25 protein-coding genes, 2 tRNA genes and 1 pseudogene are annotated in these 24,140 nt (G+C 66.3%); 16 read left to right on the plus strand and 12 right to left on the minus strand.

Features of this window, described 5'->3' with window-relative positions; translation table 11 throughout:
• Together K5Q19_RS19080 and K5Q19_RS19085 are read right to left on the minus strand one after the other, a co-directional pair.
• On the minus strand, nucleotides 1-2,768 hold a 2,768-nt coding region (locus K5Q19_RS19080; protein ID WP_292948467.1), incomplete at its 3' end, for a transcription-repair coupling factor.
• Between the two features lie 8 nt (nucleotides 2,769-2,776).
• A complete protein-coding gene (locus K5Q19_RS19085) occupies nucleotides 2,777-3,058 on the minus strand; it encodes a succinate dehydrogenase assembly factor 2 (RefSeq protein WP_292948469.1) in 282 nt (93 codons plus the stop codon).
• Nucleotides 3,059-3,137: 79 nt separating this feature from the next.
• On the opposite strand from K5Q19_RS19085, the gene recG reads away from it, so the two are divergent.
• Genes recG through K5Q19_RS19105 form a run of 4 tightly spaced genes read left to right on the plus strand, consistent with a single transcriptional unit; the run spans nucleotide 3,138 to nucleotide 6,348 of the window.
• Nucleotides 3,138-5,207, plus strand: coding sequence for an ATP-dependent DNA helicase RecG (gene recG / locus K5Q19_RS19090; RefSeq protein WP_292948470.1), 2,070 nt, complete (start codon nucleotides 3,138-3,140; stop codon nucleotides 5,205-5,207).
• Nucleotides 5,208-5,267: 60 nt separating this feature from the next.
• A complete protein-coding gene (locus tag K5Q19_RS19095) occupies nucleotides 5,268-5,720 on the plus strand; it encodes a DUF3429 family protein (protein WP_292948471.1) in 453 nt (150 codons plus the stop codon).
• Nucleotides 5,721-5,779: 59 nt separating this feature from the next.
• Nucleotides 5,780-5,983 (plus strand): type II toxin-antitoxin system VapB family antitoxin, encoded by a 204-nt coding sequence (locus K5Q19_RS19100; protein WP_292948472.1) that lies wholly within the window; start codon nucleotides 5,780-5,782, stop codon nucleotides 5,981-5,983.
• Nucleotides 5,980-6,348, plus strand: coding sequence for a type II toxin-antitoxin system VapC family toxin (locus tag K5Q19_RS19105; protein ID WP_292948473.1), 369 nt, complete (start codon nucleotides 5,980-5,982; stop codon nucleotides 6,346-6,348). Before K5Q19_RS19100 ends, K5Q19_RS19105 begins: the two co-directional genes overlap by 4 nt.
• A gap of 47 nt (nucleotides 6,349-6,395) precedes the next feature.
• Here the strand turns inward: K5Q19_RS19105 and K5Q19_RS19110 are convergent.
• The 3 genes from K5Q19_RS19110 to K5Q19_RS19120 form a co-directional block, all read right to left on the minus strand.
• A tRNA-Pro gene (locus K5Q19_RS19110) sits at nucleotides 6,396-6,472 on the minus strand.
• 99 nt (nucleotides 6,473-6,571) lie between these two features.
• Complete coding sequence (locus K5Q19_RS19115; protein ID WP_292948475.1) at nucleotides 6,572-8,104, minus strand: methyl-accepting chemotaxis protein; 1,533 nt, start codon at nucleotides 8,102-8,104, stop codon at nucleotides 6,572-6,574.
• A complete protein-coding gene (locus K5Q19_RS19120; RefSeq protein ID WP_292948476.1) occupies nucleotides 8,097-8,429 on the minus strand; it encodes a hypothetical protein in 333 nt (110 codons plus the stop codon). Before K5Q19_RS19120 ends, K5Q19_RS19115 begins: the two co-directional genes overlap by 8 nt.
• A gap of 109 nt (nucleotides 8,430-8,538) precedes the next feature.
• Between K5Q19_RS19120 and K5Q19_RS19125 the strand changes: the two genes are divergently transcribed.
• The 4 genes from K5Q19_RS19125 (at nucleotide 8,539) to K5Q19_RS19140 (ending at nucleotide 13,266) form a co-directional block, all read left to right on the plus strand.
• Nucleotides 8,539-9,501, plus strand: coding sequence for a thymidylate synthase (locus tag K5Q19_RS19125; protein WP_292948478.1), 963 nt, complete (start codon nucleotides 8,539-8,541; stop codon nucleotides 9,499-9,501).
• A gap of 99 nt (nucleotides 9,502-9,600) precedes the next feature.
• A complete protein-coding gene (locus tag K5Q19_RS19130; protein WP_292948480.1) occupies nucleotides 9,601-10,884 on the plus strand; it encodes a 3-methyl-2-oxobutanoate dehydrogenase (2-methylpropanoyl-transferring) subunit alpha in 1,284 nt (427 codons plus the stop codon).
• Nucleotides 10,860-11,918, plus strand: a complete 1,059-nt coding sequence (locus K5Q19_RS19135) for an alpha-ketoacid dehydrogenase subunit beta (protein ID WP_292948482.1) — start codon at nucleotides 10,860-10,862, stop codon at nucleotides 11,916-11,918. The genes K5Q19_RS19130 and K5Q19_RS19135 overlap by 25 nt, the downstream gene beginning before the upstream one ends.
• 4 nt (nucleotides 11,919-11,922) lie before the next feature.
• Nucleotides 11,923-13,266 (plus strand): dihydrolipoamide acetyltransferase family protein, encoded by a 1,344-nt coding sequence (locus K5Q19_RS19140; RefSeq protein WP_292948483.1) that lies wholly within the window; start codon nucleotides 11,923-11,925, stop codon nucleotides 13,264-13,266.
• Here K5Q19_RS19140 and K5Q19_RS19145 read toward each other — a convergent pair.
• From K5Q19_RS19145 to K5Q19_RS19170, 6 genes are all read right to left on the minus strand, one after another.
• Nucleotides 13,263-13,739: a hypothetical protein gene (locus tag K5Q19_RS19145; protein ID WP_292948484.1), complete on the minus strand. Its 477-nt coding sequence runs from the start codon at nucleotides 13,737-13,739 to the stop codon at nucleotides 13,263-13,265. The two genes, K5Q19_RS19140 and K5Q19_RS19145, sit on opposite strands and share 4 nt — an antisense overlap.
• 153 nt (nucleotides 13,740-13,892) lie before the next feature.
• A tRNA-Asp gene (locus tag K5Q19_RS19150) sits at nucleotides 13,893-13,969 on the minus strand.
• Between the two features lie 91 nt (nucleotides 13,970-14,060).
• The gene (locus tag K5Q19_RS19155) at nucleotides 14,061-14,285 is read right to left on the minus strand and encodes a DUF2842 domain-containing protein (RefSeq protein WP_292948486.1); all 225 of its coding nucleotides are present in this window, start codon (nucleotides 14,283-14,285) and stop codon (nucleotides 14,061-14,063) included.
• A gap of 11 nt (nucleotides 14,286-14,296) precedes the next feature.
• Entirely contained in the window at nucleotides 14,297-14,893 is a 597-nt protein-coding gene (locus tag K5Q19_RS19160; protein WP_292948488.1) for a 5-formyltetrahydrofolate cyclo-ligase, read from the minus strand.
• Nucleotides 14,894-15,138: 245 nt separating this feature from the next.
• A complete protein-coding gene (locus K5Q19_RS19165) occupies nucleotides 15,139-15,471 on the minus strand; it encodes a cell division protein ZapA (RefSeq protein WP_292948490.1) in 333 nt (110 codons plus the stop codon).
• A gap of 25 nt (nucleotides 15,472-15,496) precedes the next feature.
• Nucleotides 15,497-15,700, minus strand: a complete 204-nt coding sequence (locus K5Q19_RS19170) for a hypothetical protein (RefSeq protein ID WP_292948492.1) — start codon at nucleotides 15,698-15,700, stop codon at nucleotides 15,497-15,499.
• A 181-nt stretch (nucleotides 15,701-15,881) separates the two neighbouring features.
• Here K5Q19_RS19170 and tkt point away from each other — a divergent pair, with 181 nt between their 5' ends.
• The 7 genes from tkt to thiE all read left to right on the plus strand — a co-directional run bounded on the left by tkt (nucleotide 15,882) and on the right by thiE (nucleotide 23,454).
• On the plus strand, nucleotides 15,882-17,852 hold the full coding sequence (gene tkt / locus K5Q19_RS19175) for a transketolase (RefSeq protein WP_292948494.1): 1,971 nt from the start codon (nucleotides 15,882-15,884) through the stop codon (nucleotides 17,850-17,852).
• Nucleotides 17,853-17,982: 130 nt separating this feature from the next.
• Nucleotides 17,983-18,990 (plus strand): type I glyceraldehyde-3-phosphate dehydrogenase, encoded by a 1,008-nt coding sequence (gene gap, locus K5Q19_RS19180; protein ID WP_292948496.1) that lies wholly within the window; start codon nucleotides 17,983-17,985, stop codon nucleotides 18,988-18,990.
• Nucleotides 18,991-18,993: 3 nt separating this feature from the next.
• Entirely contained in the window at nucleotides 18,994-19,464 is a 471-nt protein-coding gene (locus K5Q19_RS19185) for an MOSC domain-containing protein (RefSeq protein WP_292948498.1), read from the plus strand.
• Nucleotides 19,461-20,657, plus strand: coding sequence for a phosphoglycerate kinase (locus tag K5Q19_RS19190; RefSeq protein WP_292948499.1), 1,197 nt, complete (start codon nucleotides 19,461-19,463; stop codon nucleotides 20,655-20,657). Before K5Q19_RS19185 ends, K5Q19_RS19190 begins: the two co-directional genes overlap by 4 nt.
• Nucleotides 20,658-20,698: 41 nt before the next feature.
• Nucleotides 20,699-21,784 (plus strand): acyltransferase, encoded by a 1,086-nt coding sequence (locus K5Q19_RS19195; protein WP_292948501.1) that lies wholly within the window; start codon nucleotides 20,699-20,701, stop codon nucleotides 21,782-21,784.
• 96 nt (nucleotides 21,785-21,880) lie between these two features.
• Nucleotides 21,881-22,777, plus strand: coding sequence for a fructose bisphosphate aldolase (locus K5Q19_RS19200; protein ID WP_292948503.1), 897 nt, complete (start codon nucleotides 21,881-21,883; stop codon nucleotides 22,775-22,777).
• A 47-nt stretch (nucleotides 22,778-22,824) separates the two neighbouring features.
• Nucleotides 22,825-23,454: a thiamine phosphate synthase gene (thiE, locus tag K5Q19_RS19205; RefSeq protein WP_292948505.1), complete on the plus strand. Its 630-nt coding sequence runs from the start codon at nucleotides 22,825-22,827 to the stop codon at nucleotides 23,452-23,454.
• A gap of 5 nt (nucleotides 23,455-23,459) precedes the next feature.
• On the opposite strand, the gene K5Q19_RS19210 is transcribed toward thiE, so the two are convergent.
• On the minus strand, nucleotides 23,460-23,849 hold the full coding sequence (locus K5Q19_RS19210) for a hypothetical protein (RefSeq protein ID WP_292948507.1): 390 nt from the start codon (nucleotides 23,847-23,849) through the stop codon (nucleotides 23,460-23,462).
• Nucleotides 23,850-23,955: 106 nt separating this feature from the next.
• Here K5Q19_RS19210 and K5Q19_RS19215 point away from each other — a divergent pair.
• Nucleotides 23,956-24,140: pseudogene (locus K5Q19_RS19215) on the plus strand (elongation factor P); the annotation flags it as partial.

Here is a 24,140-nt window from a genome sequence, read left to right on the forward strand (position 1 = left end):
GCGCGCAGCTTGCCGCGCCCGACGCGGCCGCGCAGCTGGTAGAGCTGGGCGAGGCCGAAGCGGTCGGCGCGGTGGAGCACGATGGTGTTGGCGCTGGGGATATCGAGGCCGCTCTCGACGATGGTGGTGCTGAGGAGGACTTCGTAGCGCTTTTCGTAGAAAGCGCCCATGCGGTCTTCGACTTCGGTGGGGCTCATCTGGCCATGGGCGGAGACATAGCGGATTTCCGGCACGTTGAGGCGGAGCCATTCCTCGAGATCTGGCATGTCGGCGATGCGGGGGACGACGATGAACGACTGGCCGCCGCGCTGGTGCTCGCGCATCAGCGCCTCGCGCATGGTGACGTCGTCCCATGGCATCACGTAGGTGCGCACGGCGAGGCGATCTACCGGCGGGGTCTGGATCGTGGAGAGTTCGCGCAGGCCGGACATCGCCATCTGCAAGGTGCGCGGGATGGGGGTGGCGGTGAGGGTGAGGACGTGGACGTCGGCCTTGAGTTCCTTGAGGCGCTCCTTGTGGACGACGCCGAAGCGCTGTTCCTCATCGACGATGACGAGGCCGAGGCGCTTGAATTCGAGGCCCTTGGAGAGGAGCGCATGGGTGCCGATGACGACATCGACGGTGCCGGCGGCGAGGCCCTCCTTGGTGGCGGCGGCTTCCTTGGCGGGGACGAGGCGCGAGAGGCGGCCGACTTCGAGGGGGAAGCCGGAGAAACGCTCGACAAAGGCGGTGTAGTGCTGGCGGGCGAGCAGCGTGGTTGGCGCGATGACGGCGACCTGCTTGCCGGCCATGGCGGCGACGAAGGCGGCGCGCAGGGCGACCTCGGTCTTGCCGAAGCCGACATCGCCGCAGACGAGGCGGTCCATCGGTTTGCCCGATGACAGGTCGCCGAGCACGTCTTCGATCGCGCGTTCCTGATCGTCGGTCTCGGCCCAGGGGAAGCGATCGACGAAGGGGCCGTAGCTGGCGGGATCGGGGGCGAGGGTATCGGCTTCGCGCAGGGCCCGGAGCGCGGCGGTCTGCATGAGCTGGCCGGCGATTTCGAGGATGCGCTCGCGCATCTTCGCCTTGCGGCGCTGCCATGCCTCGCCGCCGAGGCGGTCTAGCTGGATGCCTTCGGCGTCGTGGCCGTAGCGCGAGAGGACGTCGAGGTTTTCGACGGGGATGTAGAGCTTGTCGCCGCCCGCGTATTCGAGCTGGACGCAATCGTGCGGGCTGTCGCCGACGTCGACCGGCACGAGCCCGATGTAGCGGCCGATGCCGTGCTCCATGTGGACGACGAGATCGCCGGTGCCGAGCGCGGCGAGTTCGGCGAGGAAGGCGTCGGCATCCTTGCGCTTGCGCTTGGGGCGGACGAGGCGGTCGCCGAGGATGTCCTGTTCGGTGAGGACTTCGACATCTCCGCTGGAGAAGCCCTGCTCCAAGGGGAGGACGACGGCGGCGGGCTTGCCGGTGGCGGCGGCGCCCAAGGCTTCCTGCCAGGTTTCGGCAAGGATCGGCGGGGCTTTTCCGGCATCGCCAAGGAGCGAGGCGAGGCGGCTTCGCGAGCCGGCTGAGTAGGCCGCGATGATCGCCTTGTGGCCGCGCGTGGCGAGCGCGGCGAGGTGCTTGGCGGCGGCTTCGTAGATATTGGCGCCGGATGCGCGTTCGGGGGCGAAATCGCGCGGGGGGCCGAAGCCGAAATCGAGGACGCGGCTCGATTCCGGCTCCGCGAACTGGCTCATGCGGTGGACCGGCCAGCCCATCAGAGCGCGGTCGAACTCGTCGCGGCTGAGGTAGAGCGCGGTCTCGGCGAGGGGGCGGTAGGTGGTGGTGCCGGCGCGCTGGCTGCTTTCGGCACGGGCCTGCCGGTAGTCGGCGATATCGGCGAGGCGTTCCTCGGCGGCCTTGGCGGCGGCGGCATCGAGGACGACGAGATCGCCATCGGCAAGGTGGTCGAAGAGCGTGACGAGGCGGTCTTCGAGGAGCGGGAGCCAGTGCTCCATGCCGGCGAGGCGGCGGCCGTCCGTCACCGCCTGATAGAGCGGATCGCCGGTGGCGTTGGCGCCGAATTGCTCGCGGTAGCGGGTGCGGAAGCGGCGGATCGAGTCCTCGTCGAGCAGGGCCTCGCTGGCGGGAAGCAACAAGTGCGACTGGACGGGCTGGACCGAGCGCTGGGTGGCGGGATCGAACAGGCGCATCGTCTCGATCTCGTCGCCGAAGAAATCGAGGCGCAGGCCGTGGCTGAGGCCGCTGGGGTAGAGATCGAAGACCGAGCCGCGCACGGCATATTCGCCGGAGTCCACGACGGTATCGACGCGGGAGTAGCCCTGGCGCTGGACGAGGGCGATGAGGGCGTCGCGGGCGATTTCCTGACCAACCCGGAGCGCGCGGACCGATTCGCGCACGCGGAACGGGGTGAGCGTGCGCTGGAGGAGCGCGTTGATGGTGGTGACGAAGAGCTGCGGGCCTTCGAGCGGCTGCTGCAGCGCGTGAAGCGCGGCGAGGCGGCGGGCGCTGACCGACATGGCGGGCGAGGCGCGGTCGAACGGCAGGCAATCCCACGCGGGGTATTCGGCGACGTCGAGCTCGGGCGCGAAGAAGGCAGCGCTCTGGGTGACGGCGCGCATGGCGGCATCGTCTGCCGCGATGAAGATGGTGCGCCGGGCGGGCTTGCCGGTGGCCGCCGCGCGCGCAAGATCGGCAAGGACAAGCGGCTGCGCCCCGCGCGCTATCGACGACAGCGTGAGCGGAATGGTTGCGGAAAGGATGCGGGACGGATCGGGCACGTGAGGCTTCAGCGCGGGATATCGACGTAGTCGAGGCGGCGCATGGCGTCCATTTCAGGGCCTTCGAAGTTGGCGGGGACGGGCTGGGTGCCGAGCGCCCATGCCATGACATCGACGTCGTCTTCCTCGAGCAGGCGTTCGAACCAGTCGAGCGCGGCTTCGTCCCAGCCCGCATGGCGCGTGTCGAAGAAACAGCCGATCATGTAGTCCGCCTCGCGCGTGCCGCGATGCCAGGCGCGGAATTTCATCCGGGCGATGCGGTGGGCGAGTGGAGAGTCGTTGTCGTTCATGCGGGGCCGATACGCCTTGTGGGGCGGCGGGGGCAAGCGCGTTGCACCCCGGGGCGAGGATGGCCTAAGCAGGCAGGATATGCGTCCCGATCTGCTCAATCCGCTGTTTGCCGAGACCGAGGGCCTGAAAGGTGTCGGGCCGGGGCTGGCGCGGCCGCTGGGCAAGTTGGGCCTCACGCGGGTGCGCGACCTTGTCTATCACCTGCCGGACCGCTTCGTGGCGCGGCGGGCGGTAGGCAATCTCGATGAGGCGGCGGTCGGCGAGAATATCGTCATTGCGCTGATGGCGCGCGAGCACCGCTCCAGCACGGGGCGAGGGCCCTATCGGATCATGGCCGAGGATGCGCTGGGGAACTATGTCGCGCTCGTCTGGTTCGGGCGGGCGAGCTACACCGCGAAGAAGCAGCTGCCGGTGGGTGAGAAGCGCTGGGTGGCGGGGCGGCTCGACCAGTATGGGCAGAGCTGGCAGATCGTCCATCCCGAGCACATTGCCGAGGACAGCAGTACGCTGGCGGGGACGCTCAACGAGGCGGTCTATCCGCTGACCGAGGGGCTGACGCAGGGGCGCATCGGCGCGCTGGTGGGGCAGGCCCTGGGCATGGTGCCCGAACTGCCGGAATGGATAGAGCCGGGATTGCTGGCGCAGTCGGGCTGGCCTTCGTGGAAGGACGCGCTGGTGCGGGCGCACAAGGGTGCGGATGCGCGCGCGCGCGACCGGCTTGCCTATGACGAGCTACTGGCAAACAGCCTCGCGCTGATGCTGGTCAAGGCGAGCAACCGGACGCGGCGGACGGTGCCGCTGCGGGGCGACGGGCACTTGCGGAACAAGCTGCGGCTGCCGTTTGCATTGACGGGCGCGCAGACGCGGTCGGTGGCGGAGATCGAGAGCGATCTTGCGCAGGACGCGCCGATGCTGCGGCTGCTGCAGGGCGATGTCGGCTCGGGCAAGACCGCGGTGGCGCTGCACGCAATGCTGATTGCCGTGGAAGCGGGAGCACAGGCGGCGCTCCTCGCACCGACCGAGATTCTGGCGCGCCAGCATGCCGAGACCTTGCAGCGTATGGCGGCGGGGACGGGGGTGCAGATCGCGCTGCTGACCGGCAAGACCACGCAGCGCGGCGGGGCCAAGGCGCGCGAGGCGATCCTGATGGGGCTGCTCGATGGCAGCATCGATATCTGCGTCGGCACGCATGCGATCTTTCAGGAGAGCGTGACCTATCGCAATCTGGCGCTGGTGGTGATCGACGAACAGCACCGCTTCGGCGTGGGCCAGCGGCTGATGCTGACGCAGAAGGGCAAGGCGACGCCGCATTGCCTCGCCATGACGGCAACGCCGATCCCGCGCACGCTGACCTTGGCGCAATACGGCGAGATGGAAGTCTCCAAGCTCGACGAGATGCCGCCCGGACGGCAGCCGATCGACACGCGGGTGGTGGCGGTGGAGCGGATGGGCGAAGTCGTGGAAGGGCTGGCGCGGCATCTGGCGACGGGCGCGCAGGCCTACTGGGTCTGCCCGATGGTGCGCGAGAACGAGACGGCGGATCTGGCGGCGGCGGAAGAGCGGTTTGCCGAGATGCAGCTGCGCTTTGGCGATCAGGTCGTGCTCGTCCATGGGCAGTTGCGGCCCGAGGCCAAGGATGCGGCGATGGAGCGCTTCGTGCGCGGCGAGGCGAAGCTGCTGGTGGCGACGACGGTGATCGAGGTCGGTGTCGATGTGCCAGCGGCGAGCCTCATGGTGATCGAGCAGGCGGAGCGCTTTGGCCTTGCGCAATTGCACCAGTTGCGCGGACGCGTGGGGCGCGGATCGGCGAAATCTACCTGCCTGCTGCTGCGCGGCGAGGCGCTTTCGGAAGTCGGGCGCGAGCGGCTTGCCTTGATGCGCGAGACGCAGGACGGGTTTCGTCTTGCCGAGGAGGACTTGCGGCTGCGCGGCGGGGGCGAACTGCTCGGCACGCGGCAATCGGGCGATACGCCCTTTCGGGTAGCCGACTTCGAACAGATTGCCCGCCTGCTGCCCATGGCGCATGACGACGCGCGGCTGCTGATGGAGCGCGACGGCGGGCTGGCCTCTGTGCGTGGGCAGGCGGCGCGGGCGCTGCTCTACCTGTTCGAGCGGGACTGGGGTGTGCAACTGCTGCGGGGCGGGTGAGGCCGGGACTGGTGTCTCGACTTCGCTCGACACGAACGGTTGATTCTGGAGATTGCTGGTTTGAAGAAGGTTTCAGAGTCGGCCCGGGCGCTGGGCTATGCGGGGCTTCTGCCGCAGGTGGCGGCGCTCCTGGCGGTGTTCAAGGGCGGGCCGTGGGCCTGGACGGGGCTGGCGCTCGCCTACGCCTATGCGGCGCTGATCTTCAGTTTTCTGGGCGGCGTGTGGTGGGGCATCGGGATCGCCCGGCCGGAAAGCCCGCGCTGGATATTCCTCGCCGGAGTCATGCCGTCGCTGATTGCGCTGGCAGGGTGGTTTCCCTGGATGCTGGGGTGGACCTGGCCGGGGCCGGAACTGATCGGCCTCGGTATTTGCATCGCGCTTTCGCCGCTGGTCGATCTGGCTGTGGGGTTGAAGCCCGATGGCTGGCTGGCGCTGCGGCGCAATCTTTCGATCGGGCTGGGCGGGCTCAGCGTGCTGATCGGGCTGATGGCGGAGCGGGCTTCGGGAATCTGAGTGAGGCATTGATATTGTCATCATTTGATGACAACATTGATGCGCTTTGGAGGTTCCCGATGCGTACCACGATTGCTCTTGATGATGATCTAGTCGCAAAGGCGCAGGCGTTTACGGGCCTGACGGAAAAATCATCGCTTGTGCGCGAAGCGCTGACCGCCCTGATCGAACGGGAAAGCGCCCGCCGCCTTGCGCGCCTTGGCGGAAGCGAACCGGATGCCGCATTGCCCCCGCGTCGGCGCGCTGGGGGTGAGGACGGGTGATTCTGGTCGACAGTTCGGTCTGGATTGACCATCTGCGCCGCGAAGAACCTGAGCTTTCCAGCCTTCTGGGCGCCCAGCAGGTGCTGACTCATCCCTTCATCATCGGCGAGATTGCGCTTGGCAGTCTGCGGCAGCGCACATTGATCGTGTCCGACTTGCGGAATCTGCCGGCAGCGGTGGAGGCCGGGGATGACGAAGTTCTGGCGCTGATCGAAGGGCAAAGCCTGCATGGGCGCGGCATCGGCTATATCGACGTGCATTTGCTGGCCGCTACGCTGCTTACGCCGGGAACGAAGCTATGGACACGTGATCGCCGGTTGCGCGATGCGGCGCAAGACTTGGGGCTGGCCGCGATACACAGTTGACGGCGGCCATGCGCAGCCGGCCCGGTGCCAGTTCCGAAAGAGTGAAATGGTCGGGGAGAGAGGATTCGAACCTCCGGCCCCTGCCTCCCGAAGACAGTGCTCTACCAGGCTGAGCTACTCCCCGACCGATCGGATTGCCGACAAGCGGCCCCGAGGCAGGGGCGCGCTATAGGCGGGTGATCTGAGGGTGACAAGCACCCTTTTGCAGGATTTTCCTCAGGGCTCAGGCAGCGCGACTGAGCTTGGCCACATGCGCAGGCCGATCGCCGGAAAGGCGGAAGCGGGCGACGAGGTCCTGCAGGGTTTCGGCCTCGCGCAGCAGGCTGTGGGCCGCAGCGTTGCTTTCCTCGACCATGGCGGCGTTCTGCTGGGTGACCTGATCGATGCGGCTGAAGCTGGCGCCGACCGTGCCGAGCGCCTCGACCTGTTCGGCAGATTCGGCGGCAATGCTGCTGATCGCGCTGCCGATCTCGCTCACACGTTCGACAATGGTACGCAGGACGGTGCCGGTTTCGCCGACGAGTTGAACGCCGGTGCCGACTTGTGCCGAGGACGCGCTGATAAGGTCCTTGATTTCCTGCGCCGCATCGGCGCTGCGCTGGGCCAGCGCGCGCACCTCGGTGGCAACGACGGCAAAGCCCTTGCCGGCCTCGCCAGCGCGCGCGGCCTCGACTCCCGCGTTCAGGGCGAGCAGGTTGGTCTGGAAGGCGATGCCATCGATGATCGAGACGATCTGGGCGATTTCGCTTGAGGATTGTTCGATTGCCGTCATCGCCGCGATGGCGCGTTCGACGACGGCGCCACCGGTTGCGGCATCTGCCTCGGCTTCGGCGGTGGTGCGGTTGACCGCCTCGGCGCGGGCGGCGGTGGCGCGGATGCCGGTGGCGAGCGTGGTGGTCGCCTCGCTGTTGGCGGCAATCGCGCTGGCCTGCGCTTCGGTACGGCGGGCGAGATCATCCGAGGCGCTGCGGATTTCCGACGAGCCTGTTGCGATCTGGCCCGCAGCGGCGGTGACGCGGCCGAGCAGTTGATCGAGATCGGCAGTCGCCGCGTTGAACGAGGCGCGCAGGGCTTCGTAGGCAGGCGGGAAAGGCTCGGTCATACGCAGCGCAAGGTCGCCGCGGGCCAGCGCTTCGAGCCGGGCGGCAATGGCGCTGATCACGATGTTCTGCTCGTTGGCGCTGCGGCTGCGTTCGGCGGCGGCTTCAGCCTCGATCCGTTCGGCCTGCGCGCGGATTTCGGCCTGATGCTGGATGCGGCGCGCGACCTGTTCGCACAGGATGACGAGCGCGCCGGTTTCCGCAACGACGACGACAGCGTGGAAAAGCACGCGGGCAAGGGCCGGACCGCCTGTCCACACGATATCCGGTGCGAGGAAATTGGCGAGGAGGTGGTGGACCGCCGTGAGGCCCGCCGCGAGGATCACCGGGCGCCAGTCGGCCATCGCGGCGAGCATGGCGAGCGCGGCGAAGAAGGTCATGTGGATATCGACCATCAGCGCGCTGCCGCTCCACTGGTAGAGCAGGATCATCGGCAGGGCGGCAACGGCGCTGCCCATGGCAAGGCGGGTGCCGGCATCGGCGCGGCCCTGGATGACCAGTCCGAGCGGAATGGCGCTGACGGCGAGTGCCAGAACGAGCGGCAGGGCGCCGGTTTGGGCAAAGGTGGCGCCCATGCCGATGACCAGCGTGGCCAGCACGCAAGTGACGGCGAGAACCTTGAGGCCATTGCGGCGGACGGCGAGGAGTTCATCCATGAGACGGGGCTTTCGGGGGCTGGCAAAGAAGGGCAGGGATGGCCAGGGCCAGCGCACCATCACGGAAAGCGCGGGCGCCGAAGCCGGCGGGCGGGTTGGTCAGGATCAGGCCGCCGAGCGGGCCGCTGCCGCTGATCGCCGCGCCGTGGGCGAGCGCCCAATCGAGAGCCGCAGGGCGAGCATGCGGCAGGACCGGGAGATAGAGCGCGGCAAGGCCGGGGCGGGGAGCGAGTTCCGCCATGGCCACGACAACCACGAGCACCAGCGCTTGCAGGGCCAGAGCTGCACGGGTGTCGAGAGTGAATCGAGATGCGGCGGCGGGCATGAAAACTATCTTAGTCCAATCCGGACTTAAAGCTCGGCAGGGCGAGGTTAAGGTTAACTGCGTATTCCCGGCGCTGGTCAGTGCGGGGGGAGATGGCTAGACAGGGGACATGGCCACTGCCGCTTCCCCCTCGCGAGTCCCGGCGCAGACTGCGCATCCCGAACAGCAATACCTCGACCTGATGCGGCGTATCTGGGAAGAGGGCGACGAGCGGGTCGACCGCACCGGAGTCGGCACGCGCAGCGTGTTCGGCGCGCAGCTGCGGTTCGATCTGGCGGACGGCGCGATGCCGCTGCTGACGACCAAGCGCGTCTACTGGAAGACCGCGACGCGCGAGTTCCTGTGGTTCCTCACCGGGCGCACCAATATCCGCGAGCTTTGCGCACAAGGGGTGGAAATCTGGACCGACTGGCCGCTTGACCGCTATCGGCGCGCGACGGGGGAGGAGATCAGCCGCAAGGAATTTTCGGCGCGGATCGTGGCGGATGAGGCCTTTGCCCTGCAGTGGGGCGATCTGGGGCCGGTTTACGGCAAGCAGTGGACGGACTGGCCGGTCTATGAGCCGGCGGGGGACGGGCTGTTTGTGCGGCGCGCCGAGGGCGTCAATCAGGTGGCCGAAGTGGTCGAGAGCCTGCGGACGAACCCCGGGAGCCGGCGCCATATCGTCGAGGGGTGGAACGTGGCTGAGCTTGGTTCGATGGCGCTGCCGCCGTGCCACAAGACCTACCAGTTCCATGTGGCGGACGGGAAGCTCTCCGGGCTGCTCTACCAGCGCAGTTGCGACCTGGCGCTGGGGCTGCCGTTCAACCTCTGGGGCGGGGCGCTGTTTATCCGCATGCTGGCGCAGCAGTGCGATCTTGAGCCGGGGGAGCTGGTGTGGATGGGGGGCGATACGCACCTCTATCTGAATCATGCCGAGCTGGTGGAGGCGCAGCTGGCGCGGGTGCCGGAGGGAAGCCCGAAGCTGGAGATCGTGCGGCGGCCAGATAGTATCTTTGGATACCGGATTGAGGATTTCGAGGTGAGCGGCTATGCCCCGCAGGCGCACATTGCAGCGCCGGTCGCGGTTTGATTGACTCGGAAAGCGCGTTGTAATATTATTATGCGATGAGCTAATAATGCGTCTCAAGCCGGAGACGCGCCGGGAGTGACAGATGCTGGTGTTTTGCGCATGACCGAAGGCACCCGCAGCAATCTTCCACCTCTGCAACTGCATGTTCCCGAGCCGAAGTTCCGCCCCGGCGATGCGGTGGATTACAGCCATTTGGTGATCCCTCCGGCGGGCGCGCAGGCACGGCCGGACGAGGGCTGCGCGGCGAGCGAGACGCATCCATTGTGCCTCGATCTGGTGCGCGTGCTGGGTGACGACAATCGCGCCGTTGGGCCGTGGGACCCGAAGCTCGACCCCGAGAGCCTCAGGCGGATGCTGCGGCTGATGGCGCTGACGCGGGCGTTCGACGACCGCATGTACCGTGGGCAGCGGCAGGGCAAGACCAGCTTCTACATGAAGTGCACCGGCGAGGAGGCGACCTCGATTGCGCCGGCCATGGCGCTGGCGAGCGACGACATGGTGTTCCCGTCGTATCGCCAGCAGGGCATCCTGATCGCGCGCGGCTATCCGATGGTCGACATGATCAACCAGATCTATTCGAACAAGGCGGACAAGCTGAAGGGGCGCCAGCTGCCGATCATGTATTCGGCGAAGGAAGCCTCGTTCTTCTCGATCTCGGGCAACCTTGCCACACAATACCCGCAGGCCGTGGGCTGGGCGATGGCGAGTGCGATCAAGGGCGATACGCGGATTGCGGCGGCGTGGCTGGGCGAGGGATCGACCGCGGAAGGCGACTTCCATTCGGCGATGACCTTTGCAGCGGTCTACAACGCGCCGGTGGTGTTCAATGTCGTGAACAACCAGTGGGCGATTTCGAGCTTTTCGGGCTTTGCCGGGGCGGAGCGGACGACTTTTGCGGCGCGGGCGATTGGCTATGGGATTGCCGGGCTGCGCGTGGACGGGAATGATCCGCTGGCGGTCTATGCCGCGACGCGCTGGGCCGCAAACCGCGCGCGGGCCAATGGCGGGCCGACCTTGATCGAGCATTTCACCTACCGCGCGGAGGGGCATTCGACTTCGGACGATCCGGGGCAGTACCGCTCTGTGCAGGAGCGCAGCGAGTGGCCGCTGGGCGATCCGATCGCGCGGCTTGCGGCGCATCTGGAAGCGCTGGGCGAATGGACGCCGGACGCCCATGCGGCGATGGATCTGGAACTGGCCGAGCAGGTAAAGGCCGCGGCCAAGGCGGCGGAAGCCAACGGCGTTTTGGGTCACGGCCTGCACCATCCGTTCCGCACGCTGTTTGAAGATGTGTTCGAGGAATTGCCCTGGCACCTCAAGGAACAGAGCGAGCAGGCGATCCGCGAGCGGCGGATCAAATGGCCCGAGTGGAAGGAGGATTGAGCGTGAGCGAGACTCCTTTCGTGAAGAAGCTCAACATGATCGAGGCGATCAACGACGCGCTCGATGTGATGATGGCGCGTGACAGCAATATCGTCGTGATGGGCGAGGACGTCGGCTATTTCGGCGGCGTGTTCCGCGCGACGGCGGGGCTGCAGAAGAAATATGGCCGCACGCGGGTGTTCGATACGCCGATCAGCGAGTGCGGGATCATCGGCGTGGCGGTGGGAATGGGTGCCTATGGCCTGAGGCCGGTGCCCGAGATCCAGTTTGCCGACTATATCTATCCGGGGCTCGATCAGCTCGTCTCCGAGGCGGCGCGGCTGCGCTACCGCTCGGCGGGGGAATTTACTGCGCCGATCACGGTGCGCTCGCCTTTCGGCGGCGGTATCTTCGGCGGGCAGACGCATAGCCAGAGCCCGGAAGCGCTGTTTACCCATGTCGCGGGCCTCAAGACGGTGATCCCCTCGACGCCGCACGATGCCAAGGGGCTGCTGATCGCTGCCATCGAGGACAACGACCCGGTGATCTTCTTCGAGCCCAAGCGCATCTACAACGGGCCGTTCAACGGCTATTACGACAAGCCAGTGGAGCCGTGGTCGCGCCACAAGGATGGGGCGGTACCGGAAGGTTATTACCGCATCCCGCTCGGCAAGGCGCGGGTGGTGCGCGAGGGCGAGGCGCTGACGGTGCTGGCCTACGGCACGATGGTCCATGTGGCCGAGGCGGTGCTGGCGGAGAAGGGCGTGGACGCAGAGATCATCGATCTGCGCACTTTGGTGCCGCTCGATATCGAGACGATCAAGGCTTCGGTCGAGAAGACCGGCAAGTGCCTGATCATCCACGAGGCGACGCGCACGGGCGGCTTCGGCGCTGAGCTTTCGGCACTGGTCCAGGAGCGCTGCTTCTACCACCTCGAAGCCCCCATCGAGCGAGTCACGGGCTTTGACACGCCTTATCCGCACAGTCTTGAATGGGCGTATTTTCCGGGTCCGGTCCGCATCGGCGAGGCTGTCGACCGTCTTTTGAAGGCCTGAAGCCATGGGTACTTTCACGTTCCGCCTGCCTGACATTGGCGAAGGCATTGCCGAGGCCGAGATTGTCGCGTGGCACGTCAAGGTGGGCGACGTTGTGGCCGAGGATGGCCGCGTCGCCGATCTGATGACCGACAAGGCGACGGTCGAGATGGAGAGCCCGGTTTCGGGGCGGATCGTCTCGATCGCCGGCGAGGTGGGCGATGTGATCGCGATCGGATCGCCGCTGGTGGTGATCGAAACCGAGGGAGATGCGGCCGAGGCCGGTCCTACGGCGGCCGAAGAAAATAGGGACAGTCCCCATTTATTCGCATCCGACGTTGAGCATGCGGAAAATAGGGACAGTCCCCATTTAATTGCAGCCGCGCCTCTCGTCACTCACCCTGATGCCGTTGAGGATAAATCCATTTTAGTTGCGGCAGCGCACCCCTTCAAGGACTCCGCTGGCGCAATAAAAAATGGGGACAGTCCCCATTTCTCGAGGGTGCTGGCCAGCCCTGCCGTGCGGGCGCGGGCCGAGGCGCTGGGGATCGACCTCGCTGAAGTGAAACCCTCGGAAGCGGGCCGGGTGCGCCATGCCGACCTCGATCAGTTCCTCGCCTACAATGCCGGTGGCGGCTATCGCCCAGCAGCCGCGAGGCGCGCGGACGAGACGGTGCGGGTCATCGGCCTCAGGCGCCGGATTGCCGAGAACATGGCGGCGGCGAAGCGGCACATTCCGCATTTTACGTATGTGGAGGAATGCGACGTTACCGCGCTGGAGGACATGCGCGCGCAATTGAACGACGCGCGGGGCGCGAAGCCCAAGCTGACCATGCTGCCGCTGCTGATCACCGCGATCTGCAAGACGCTGCCGGATTTCCCGATGCTCAATGCACGTTATGATGACGAGGCGGGTGTAGTCACGCGGCATGGCGCTGTGCATCTCGGCATGGCGACACAGACGCCGGGCGGGTTGATGGTGCCGGTGATCCGCGATGCGCAGGACCGCAACTTGTGGCAGCTGGCAAACGAGATCGTGAGACTGGCCGATGCGGCGCGTTCTGGCACGGCAACGTCTGCCGAGCTTTCGGGCTCGACCATCACGGTCACTTCACTGGGCGCGCTGGGCGGGGTGGCGACGACGCCGGTGATCAACCGGCCGGAAGTGGCGATCATCGCGCCTAACCGGATTGTTGAACGGCCGATGTTTGTTCCGGACGGAATGGGCGGCGAGCGGGTGGCCAAGCGCAAGCTGATGAACGTGTCGATCAGCTGCGATCACCGCGTGGTGGATGGCTGGGATGCGGCGAGCTTTGTGCAGGCGCTGAGGCGGTTGATCGAGACGCCGGTGCTGCTGCTGGCGGATTAACGCACCACGCCGCGCCAGGTCATCTGGCCATTACCGGCAAGCGCCTGTGGGGTGGGAATGCGCCAGCGCAAGTGCGTCACGTCTTCGGGATGGGCCGGGCGGCTGCGGCCATAGCCGTCGCGCACGGCAAGGGCTTCGAGCGCGCCCCAGGTGCGGCCGCCATCGACGGAGACTTCCTGCTCGCCATCAGCGCCGCCGGCAAAGGCGATCGTGCGCGGGAGCGGGTTGGTTACGGTGAAGCCGCCATCGCGGCGCGCCGTCCAGTTCACGACAAATATGACGCGGTCGCCGGGGCGGAGCTGGTCGGCGCGTTCGAGAATGCGGGCGGTGCGGCCGCCGGGGGCGGGCTGGAAGCGCTCGACGAAAACATCGCTGGCAAACTGCACGCTGCCCGCGGCATGGGCCGAGACGGGCACGAGCGCGACGCTTGTCGCGCCTGCAACCACCATCGCCGGAAGGACCGCTTTGTACATTGGTTCTATTGCCCCTTGGACGCCCCTCGCGCCTCGGAGGACAAGTTGCCATGCGGGCCGATAAAGTTTGGTTAATGGGGACCTTCGGGGCCTGCGCAAGCGGCGTGCGGGCAAAGAAAAAGGCACCCGAAGGTGCCTTTTTCGTCTTCCCAATGGCGCGAGTGACGGGACTTGAACCCGCGACCCTCGGCGTGACAGGCCGATACTCTAACCAACTGAGCTACACCCGCTCGCCTTGGGAGCGCCGCATTTATGGGAGGAGCCTCTGACTGTCAACGCCCTTGAACGGCTATTTTTGCGCCAGCTAAAAATCGTTTTGAATCAGCCCCAGCGGCCGGTTTCCATCCAGATCAGGAAGCGCCGCAGCGGCAGGAGCCAGACGGTTCCGAGAATCACGTAGACCAGTGTCTGGGCGATGACCGGCATCTTGCCGATGGGCCCCGAAAGCCCCGCCACGATCAGCGCATAGCCGAACAGCCCCAGAACGAGGGCGAGAATGCCAAACGGCTTGCGCCAGGTCGGTTTGTAGGACTGGGGATCTTCCATCGGGGTTCCGCTCAAAAGGGGCCGTATAGCCGCGTGGGGGTTACCACTGCGGAGAGCGGCTTGTCATGCGCCTCTAATGGCAGGTTTTCGGCAAGCTGGCTGTCCCACGCCATGCCGATCGCTGGTGTCTGCGGGTGCTTCGCAAGCCAGCGGTCATAATGGCCGCCGCCCTGGCCCAGCCGCATGCCCTTGGCGGTGAAGCCGATGAGCGGGACGAACAGGACATCCGGCACAAGCGTTTCGGCATCGGCGAGCGGCTGCCGGGCGCCATAGGGATCAGGCTCCAGAAGCTCGTTGAGATAAGGCGAGGCCCAGTGGCGAAATTCCATCGGCGCACCGCGCTCCGCAAAGAAGGGCAGGGCGACCTTGTGGCCGGCTTCGTGGAAATGCCGCGCATATCCATGCGTGGGCGCTTCATCGCCAATGGCAAGATAGAGGCCGATCTTGGCGCCATCCGGGATCAGTGCCCCAAGCGCTGCGGGCGGGCGCATGAACAGCAGCGCCTTGATGCGCGGATCGAGCGCGGCGACGTGATCACGGCGCGCGGCGCGAAGGGCCTTGCGCTGGGCGGCCTTGGCGCTGGCGATGTCGGTAGGTTCCAAGGTCATCTCTGCAGTTTCTGGCCTTGGCGGAAGGGCACCGTGCCGGGGTGACGGGACCACCATGGGTCGTTTCCAGGAGAATCCTCTGACGCGTTCACGTCAGGTGGGGACCATATACCAGGGCCAGGACCCGGGCAGGGACAGCCCCCAAGGATTTTGCTTATAGCCTCAGGGATTTCATGTGGCACGTGCCGGGCAGTACCCGTCGGTTCCTATCTAGGGAACCCGCGGCGCTTTCTCAAGTGCCGGACTCAACCGCCCGCATCTTCCAGATGGGCGGCAAGCTTCTCGACGCGGGCGGCCAGCAGCTCGATCCGGGCGAGCACTTCGGCAGAAGGGGCGGCCGGGGCGGCGGGCACTTCTTCCTGCGGTGGCGGCATCTGGCGGTGGAGCTCGTGCAGTTCGTCCGCCAGCATGAGCGCGGCGAAGAGCAGCATGCGCGTCTCGCTCTGGCCGGGGCCGCCGCCACCCTTGGCGACGCGTTCGGCGACCATGCGGCCCAGCATCTCGATATGCGATTCCTCGCCATCGGGCGCGGAGACGGTATAGGGCCTGCCGCCGATCGTGAGCGTGACGTTTGTCATGTGGTGGGGGCCATGGGGGCGGGGGTCATTGCGGCAGATTGGCCAGCAGGAGGTCAAGCTGCTGGATTTCCTGGCTCACCCGTTCCTTCAGCTTGCGGTGGCGGCTGTGCAGCTCGGCCACTTCGGCGGGGGCGGGAGCGGCGGCGACGGCAGCCTCGAGCCGGGCAATTGCCTGCTCGATCCTGTCCAGCGCCGCATCGAGCGGAGAATCCTGCGCCTCGGTCGTCATGGCACTAATCGCTAGCAGAAATGCCTAGGCCCGCAAGCCGGGTTGAACCCGCCTTTCCCCAACCTTGACGCTACGGCGCCAGCCTTGACGCTATCAAGTGCCGCTCCCAAAGAGAGCCCGCTGCCGAATCGGCCGCACGCGTGCGCGGCAAGGGCCGCAGGATCGAAGGCTGGAACAGAAGATGGAACGGGATCAGGCCGTACTGGCGCCGATGGCGAACGCGATCCGGGCGCTGGCGATGGATGCGGTCGAGGCCGCCAATTCGGGGCATCCCGGCATGCCGATGGGCATGGCCGATGTGGCGACCGTGCTGTTCACCGAATTCCTGAAGTATGATCCCGCCGCGCCCAAGTGGGCCGACCGCGACCGCTTCGTGCTCTCGGCCGGCCACGGCTCGATGCTGATCTATGCGCTGCTCCACCTGACCGGCTATGCCGCCCCGACGATTGGCGACATCCGCAATTTTCGCCAGCTGGGCAGCCCCTGCGCAGGCCACCCCGAAAACGACATGCTGGAAGGCGTGGAGTGCACCACCGGTCCGCTGGGGCAGGGTCTGGCGATGGCGGTGGGCATGGCAATTGCCGAGCGGCACCTCAATGCCACGTTCGGCAGCGAACTGGTCGATCACAGGACCTGGGTCATAGCGGGCGACGGCTGCCTGATGGAAGGCGTGAACCACGAGGCCGTCGGTCTGGCGGGGACGCTCGGCCTCGGCCACCTCAACGTGCTGTGGGATGACAACAAGATCACTATCGATGGCGATACCTCGCTTTCGACCACGGAAGACATTCTGGCGCGCTATGCCGCGAGCGGGTGGCATACCACGAGCTGCGACGGGCATGACTTTGCCGATATCGCCCGCGCGCTGGCTGAAGCGGCTGCCGATCCGCGGCCTTCGCTGGTTTCCTGCAAGACGGTGATCGGCAAGGGCGCGCCCAACAAGCAGGGCGGGCACAATGTGCACGGCTCGCCGCTGGGCAAGAGCGAGATCGAGGCCGCGCGCGAGTACCTCGGCTGGACGGCAGCGCCGTTCGAGATCCCGGCGGACATCATGGCGAACTGGCGCGCAGCCGGGGCCAAGGGTGCGGCTGCGCGGGCGGCGTGGGAAGCGCGCGCGGCGGCCCATCCGCAAGGGCCGGAACTGGCGCGGCGCATGGCGGGCGAACTCCCGGCCGATGTCGGTGCGAAGAACGCCTATATCGAAAGCCTGATCGCCAATCCGCCGACGGTCGCGACCCGCAAGTCGAGCGAGATGGCGCTGGAGGCGATGACTGCGGTGATCCCGGAAATGGTCGGCGGTTCGGCGGACCTTACGGGCTCCAACAACACCAAGACCAAATCGACCGGGCCGCTGACCAAGGACAGCTACGGCGGGCGCTATGTCTATTACGGCATCCGCGAGTTCGGCATGGCCGCCGCGATGAACGGCATGGCGCTGCACGGCGGCGTGATCCCCTATGGCGGCACTTTCCTCGTGTTCTCGGACTATTGCCGCAACGCGGTGCGCATGTCGGCGCTGCAGCATGTGCGCGCGGTCTATGTGTTCACGCACGATTCCATCGGCCTTGGCGAAGATGGCCCGACCCATCAGCCGGTCGAGCATGTCATGTCGCTGCGCATGATCCCCAATCTCCTCGTGTTCCGTCCGGCGGACGCGATCGAGACCGCGGAGGCCTGGAGCCTTGCGCTCGCCAATCCCCACCGCCCGACGGTGCTGGCGCTGACCCGGCAGAACCTGCCGCCGGTGCGCTTCGATGCCGAGTTCAAGAGCTCGAAGGGCGCCTATCGCCTCGTGGCTGCAACCGCGCCGCGCAAGGTCGTGCTGATGGCGACGGGTTCGGAAGTGGCGATCGCCATGGACGTGGCCAAGGCGCTTGAAGCCGAGGGCGTGGGCGCGGATGTCGTCTCGTTCCCGTGCTGGGAGCTGTTTGACGAGCAGGACGCGGCCTACCGCGCCGACCTGCTGCCGGCGGACACGCTCAAGGTCTCGATCGAGGCGGGCGTCACGCTGGGCTGGCAGAAGTATGTCGGCGATGGCCTCACCATCGGCATCGACAGCTTCGGTGCCTCGGCCCCGGCGCCGGTGCTTTATGACCACTTCGGCCTGACGGCTGACAAGATCCTGCCGCGCATCCGCGCGCGGCTTTCGTAAGGTCCTCGGCGGTGGGGGGCAGGCGAATAGCTATCCGGAGGCGCCCCAAATGGCGCTGGCGGATTGTTTCCTCGCTGCGGCCCGCCACATGGCGAGCGTGATAACGGATAGCTAGGAAGGAGTTCTAAGAATGGCCACCAAGGTTGCGATCAACGGATTCGGGCGCATCGGGCGCAATGTGGCGCGCGCCATTCTGGAGCGTCCGGATTGCGGGCTGGAGCTGGTTTCGATCAACGATCTCGCCAGCGCCAAGGACAACGCGCTGCTGTTCAAGCGTGACAGCGTGCACGGCGCCTACAAGGGCACGGTCGAAGTCGACGGTAGCGATCTGGTGATCGACGGCAAGCGCATCGCCGTGACCGCGGAGCGCGATCCCGCCAACCTGCCGCACGCCGCGCAGGGCATCGACATCGTGCTCGAGTGCACCGGCTTCTTCACCGACCGCGCTTCGTGCGAGAAGCACCTCGCGGCGGGCGCCAAGAAGGTGCTGATCTCGGCTCCAGGCAAGAACGTCGACCTCACCGTCGTCTTCGGCGTGAACCACGACAAGCTGACCGCCGAGCACACCATCGTCTCGAACGCTTCGTGCACCACCAACTGCCTGGCGCCCTTCGCCAAGGTTCTGAACGACAGCATCGGCATCGTGCGCGGCCTGATGACCACGGTCCACGCCTATACCAACGACCAGAAGATCCTCGACCAGATCCACAGCGATCCGCGCCGTGCGCGTGCTGCTGCGATGAGCATGATCCCGACCACGACGGGCGCTGCCCGCGCGGTGGGCGAAGTGCTGCCCGAATTGAAGGGCAAGCTCGACGGTTCGGCGATCCGCGTGCCGACCCCGAACGTCTCGGTCGTCGACCTGACTTTCCAGCCCGGTCGCGACACGACCAAGGAAGAAGTCAACGCGCTGCTCAAGGCCGCTTCGGAAGGCGCGCTCAAGGGCGTGCTGGGCTTCAGCGACGAGCCGCTGGTATCGATCGACTACAACCACGATTCGCACAGCTCGACCATCGACAGCCTCGAAACCGCGGTGATCGACGGCAAGCTGGTGCGCGTGCTTTCGTGGTACGACAACGAGTGGGGCTTCTCGAACCGCATGGTCGATACGGCCGGCGTGATGGGCGGGCTGCTCTGAGCCATGGCGACCGCGGGACGGCTTGACGGGATTGCCCGGCACAAGGTGTCCCGCGGGCCGATGGAGACTTTGGACCGCGCCCTTGTGACGCCGGACAGGGGGCTTGAGGGCGATTGCCGCGGGCCTGTGGCGGAAGGCAAGAAGGGCAACCGGCAGATAACCGTGATCGAGGCCGAGGGCTGGGCTGCAGCGATGTCGGACATTGGCGGAGCGGACGGCCTCGTCTGGTCCGACCGGCGCGCCAATCTGCTGGTTTCGGGCGTGAGACTGCCGCGCGAGGCGGGCAAGGTGATCGCGATCGGCAAGGGCCTGCGCATCGAGGTGCGCTGCGAATGCGATCCGTGCAGCCGCATGGACGCTTTGCGAGACGGTCTGCGCGCGGCACTCACGCCGGACTGGCGCGGCGGGATTTGCGGACGGGTGATCAGCGAGGGCGAAATCGCCTTGGGCGACGAAGTGAGGATCGAGCAATGAGCTTCAAGACGCTTGACGATATCGGCGACGTGCGCGGCAAGGTCGTGCTGGTGCGCGTGGACCTCAACCTCCCCATGCAGGACGGCGCGGTGACCGATGATACCCGCGTCCAGGCTGCCAAGCCGACGATCCTCGAACTCGCAGACAAGGGCGCCAAGGTGCTTCTGCTGGCGCACTTCGGCCGGCCGAAGGGCGAGCGCGTCTCGACCCAGTCGCTGAGCATGGTGGTCGGCGCGGTGGAGCAGGTGATCGGGCGCGAAGTGATGTTCGTTTCCGAGATCGCCGGGCCGGTCGTGCAACAGGTTGTCGGCATCCTCCCCGAAGGCGGGATCGCCTGCCTCGAGAACACGCGGTTCTGGAAGGGCGAGGAGAAGAACGATCCGGAGCTAGTCAAGGCGATTGCCGCCAACGCCGATATCTATGTGAATGACGCCTTTTCCGCCGCGCACCGCGCGCATGCGACGACCGAGGGCCTAGCGCATGTGCTGCCGGCCTATGCGGGCCGGTCGATGCAGGCCGAACTCGAAGCGCTGGGCAAGGCGCTGGGTGAGCCGGAGCGTCCTGTGGCAGCCGTGGTCGGCGGGGCGAAGGTCTCGTCAAAGCTCGATGTGCTCAAGCACCTTGTCGGCAAGGTCGATCACCTGATCATTGGCGGCGGCATGGCCAACACCTTCCTTGCCGCACGCGGGGTCGATGTCGGCAAGTCGCTGTGCGAGCATGATCTGGCAGCAACCGCCGAGGCGATCCTCGATGCGGCGGACAAGTCGGGATGCACCGTGCATCTGCCATATGACGTCGTTGTCTCGAAGGAATTCGCGGCCAATCCGCCGAGCTTGCGCACCTGCAATGTGCACCAAGTGGCGGCGGACGAGATGATCCTCGACGTCGGTCCTGCGGCGACCGAGGCGCTCGCCGATGTGCTCAAGGTCTGCAAGACCTTGGTGTGGAACGGCCCGCTCGGCGCGTTCGAGACGACGCCGTTCGATACCGCGACCGTGGCGCTGGCGCGCACGGCGGCGGCGCTGACGCGCGAGGGTTCGCTGGTATCGGTGGCGGGTGGCGGCGATACCGTTGCGGCGCTGAGCCATGCGGGTGTGACCGGCGAATTCAGCTATGTTTCGACCGCAGGCGGGGCTTTCCTGGAATGGATGGAAGGCCGCGTGCTGCCCGGCGTGGCAGCGCTCGAGGTGTGAACCCGTTGGCTCCCGCGAGTCAGGCCTGAGGTTCGCGCCTGATGCGGAACTCCCTCTGGGCTGGGTCCACCGGCGAGAGGTATGGGGCACTTGACGGCCTGCGCGGGGTCGCTGCGATCGCTGTTGCGCTGTTGCACTACGACCGCTCTCTCGTGCCCGCGGGCTATCTGGCTGTCGACTTGTTCTTCCTCCTCTCCGGCTTCATTCTCACCAGAACCTATGGCCCGCAGCTGGCGGATGGGCTGGGTGCCGGTCGGCTGATCCTGAAACGGATGGTTCGGCTCTATCCGCTTCATGTAACGGGTGTTGTGCTTTTCACGCTGTCTGTGTTGCAGGGGCTTGCCCGGGGGCGACCTGGCCGGATGCCGCTGGACGATCTTGCCCATTCGTTCCCGTTCAATGTGCTGATGCTACCCTCTCCCTACAGCGCATTGCTGTTCCCGCTCAATTTCCCGGCATGGTCGCTTTCCTTCGAGCTGCTCGCCTCGTGCCTGTTTGCCGCCGGCTGGTCACGCTTGCCACGTCCGACGCTGCTGGCCGGCTCGGTAGTCTTCGCCGTGATGCTGATCGCAGCCACGCACAACTCGCCAATCGATCCGGATCTGGTTAAGCGTTCGGCGTTGGGCGATGGCTCTCGCTGGAGTCAGGTTCCGATTGCTTTGCTGCGCTGCGGGTTTGCGTTCAACTCGGGCGTGCTCATTGGATTGATCCCCGCTGCTGCGCAGACGAGGCGCACGGACTGGCGGGCCGGGCTTTGTCTGATCGGGGTTGGCGCGCTCTGCGCGACGCCAATTCCTCCCTCGTTTCGGCTTGGCCCGGACCTTGCCACTGTGCTGCTGCTTTGGCCGGCGATGGTCTGGTTCTGCAGCCGCGTGGAATTGCCGCCTGCAATGGCGCTGTTTGGTGCGCGGTCAGGGGAACTGTCGTATGCGCTGTATGTTGTTCATGCACCGCTTGTCGCCTACGTGCGCGGGGCAGCCGTCCGGCTCGGATTGCCCGAAGTGGCCCTTGCGCCTGTCTATCTGGCGGTGGCGCTGGGGCTCGCCGCGCTGTGTACGCGCTGGATCGACGGGCCGGTCCGGCGCGCGCTGACGCGTCGGTTTCTGGCTGCGCCGCGCCCTGGGTAAGCCGCCGAGTTTTTTGGAATCACAGATGTTGCGGTGCATTGCGCTCCGCACTAAGGGCTGCCCGTGCATTCGAATGCGCGAACATAGGGGTGATCCATGCAATATGCGGACATGAGGGCAAAGATTGCCGCAGGTGACGGCTTTATCGCGGCATTGGACCAGAGCGGCGGGTCCACCCCCAAGGCGCTCGCGGGCTATGGCATCGAGGCTGGTGCCTGGAGCTCTGACGAGGAAATGTTCGGCCTGATCCACGCCATGCGTGCGCGGATCATCCGGTCTGCCGCGTTCACCGGCGAGAAGGTGATCGGCGCGATCCTGTTCGAGCGCACCATGGACGGCGACGTCGACGGCACGCCGGTCCCCGAAGCGCTGATTGCCAAGGGCGTCGTTCCCTTCATCAAGATCGACAAGGGCCTCGAGGACGAGGCGAATGGCGTGCAGCTGATGAAACCGATGCCGACGCTCGATGCTCTGCTGGAGCGCTCGAAGGCGCTCGGCGTGTTCGGCACCAAGGAGCGTTCGGTGATCAACTCGGCGAACCGCGAGGGCATCGCCGCCGTGGTCGCGCAGCAGTTCGAGATCGGTCGTCAAGTGCTTTCGCACGGCATGATGCCGATCATCGAACCCGAAGTGAACATCAAGAGCGAGACGCGTGCAGAGTGCGACACGATCCTGCTCGAGGAAACGTTGAAGCATCTCGACACGCTGGCCGAGGGCGAGGAAGTGATGCTCAAGCTTTCGCTGCCCGTCGTGCCGGGCACGTTCGACCCGCTGGTGGCGCATCCGCGCGTGCTGCGGGTTGTCGCGCTTTCGGGCGGGTACAAGCGGCCGGAAGCCTGCGTCGAGCTTGCCAAGAACAACGGCATCATCGCCAGCTTCAGCCGCGCGCTGCTGGAAGACTTGCGCGCGCAGATGAGCGACGCCGAGTTCGACGCCTCGCTCGGTGCGGCGATTGACGAGATCCATCGCGGCTCGACGGTGAAGACGGCCTGATGCCTCGGCGGTTTGCGCTGGTCTGCGCAGGCCGCTAAGGCACCAGCATGTCTGATCTTGCCTGCCAGCTCTACCTGATCTCGCCGCTCGACGTGGGCGGCGCGTTTCCTGAACGGCTTGCCCGTGCGCTTGATGCGGGGCCGGTTGCGGCGTTCCAGTTCCGTGTGAAGGGCCTCGACGAACACGAAGCGGCGCGTCTGGCCGAACCGCTGCAGCGCATCTGCGCAGACCGCGAGGTGGCCTTCATCGTCAACGATTCAATCAGCCTCGCCAAGCGGCTTGGCGCGGATGGCGTGCACCTGGGGCAGGACGATGGCAGCGTGGCCGATGCGCGGGCGCGGCTTGGCAAGGCGGCGCAGATCGGCGTGACGTGCCATGCGAGCCGGCATCTTGCGATGGAAGCGGGCGAGGCGGGCGCGGACTATGTCGCGTTCGGGGCGTTCTTTCCGAGCGCGACCAAGGACACCAAGCACGTGGCCGAGCCCGAATTGCTGCAATGGTGGGCGCGGCTTTTCGAACTGCCCTGCGTGGCGATCGGCGGGATTACGGCGGCCAATTGCCGGCCGCTGGTTCAGGCGGGCGCCGATTTTCTTGCGGTGAGCCACGCCGTGTGGGGCGGCGATGAAGCGGCAGGCGTGCGCGCTTTCAACGAGGCAATTGCGCGCGCCGCGGGTTGAGCGGCTTACTCTGTCGGTTCACCGTCACCCGCGCTGTAATCATCCCGCACCGCACCGGCGCGAACGCAGCGCAGCGCTTCGCGTTTGCCATCGGGGCCGAGCTTGATCAGCGAGAGGCCGACTTTGTCGAACCGGCGTCCGGCGAAGGGGCCGGACGTCATCGTGAACTTCTTGCCGAGCAGCAGGTAAGTGCCGCGCATGCCACCGACGACATAGCTGGAATCGGGCACCACGCTGAAATTGTGCTCCGGCCGCGGTGTGGGCGGAGTGGTCGCATCACCCGGCAACTCGCAGGTCCAGCGGCCCTGCGGCACAGTCCACATGGCGCCGCCGGGCGCGGCCATGGCAGGTGTGGCGGCGAGCAGCAGAAGGGCGGGAAGGACAATGCGGTTCATGCCCGCGGAGCTAGCATGCGACGGCGGCTTGAAGCAATCGCCGCTTGGCGCTAAGGGCCGCGCTCCCGCATGCCACAGGCGTGCATCCCAAAGGGCTCTTTCCATCATGAAGATCAGCGGCGTGGACATCCGTCCGGGCAATATCCTGGAATACGAGAAGGGCATCTGGAAGGTTGCCAAGACCCAGCACACCCAGCCCGGCAAGGGCGGCGCGTTCATGCAGGTCGAGATGAAGAACCTGATCGATGGCCGCAAGACCAACGTGCGCTTCCGCAGCGCCGACACGGTCGA

The sequence above is a fragment of the Novosphingobium sp. genome (assembly GCF_019748365.1).
Classification (GTDB): Bacteria; Pseudomonadota; Alphaproteobacteria; order Sphingomonadales; family Sphingomonadaceae; genus Novosphingobium.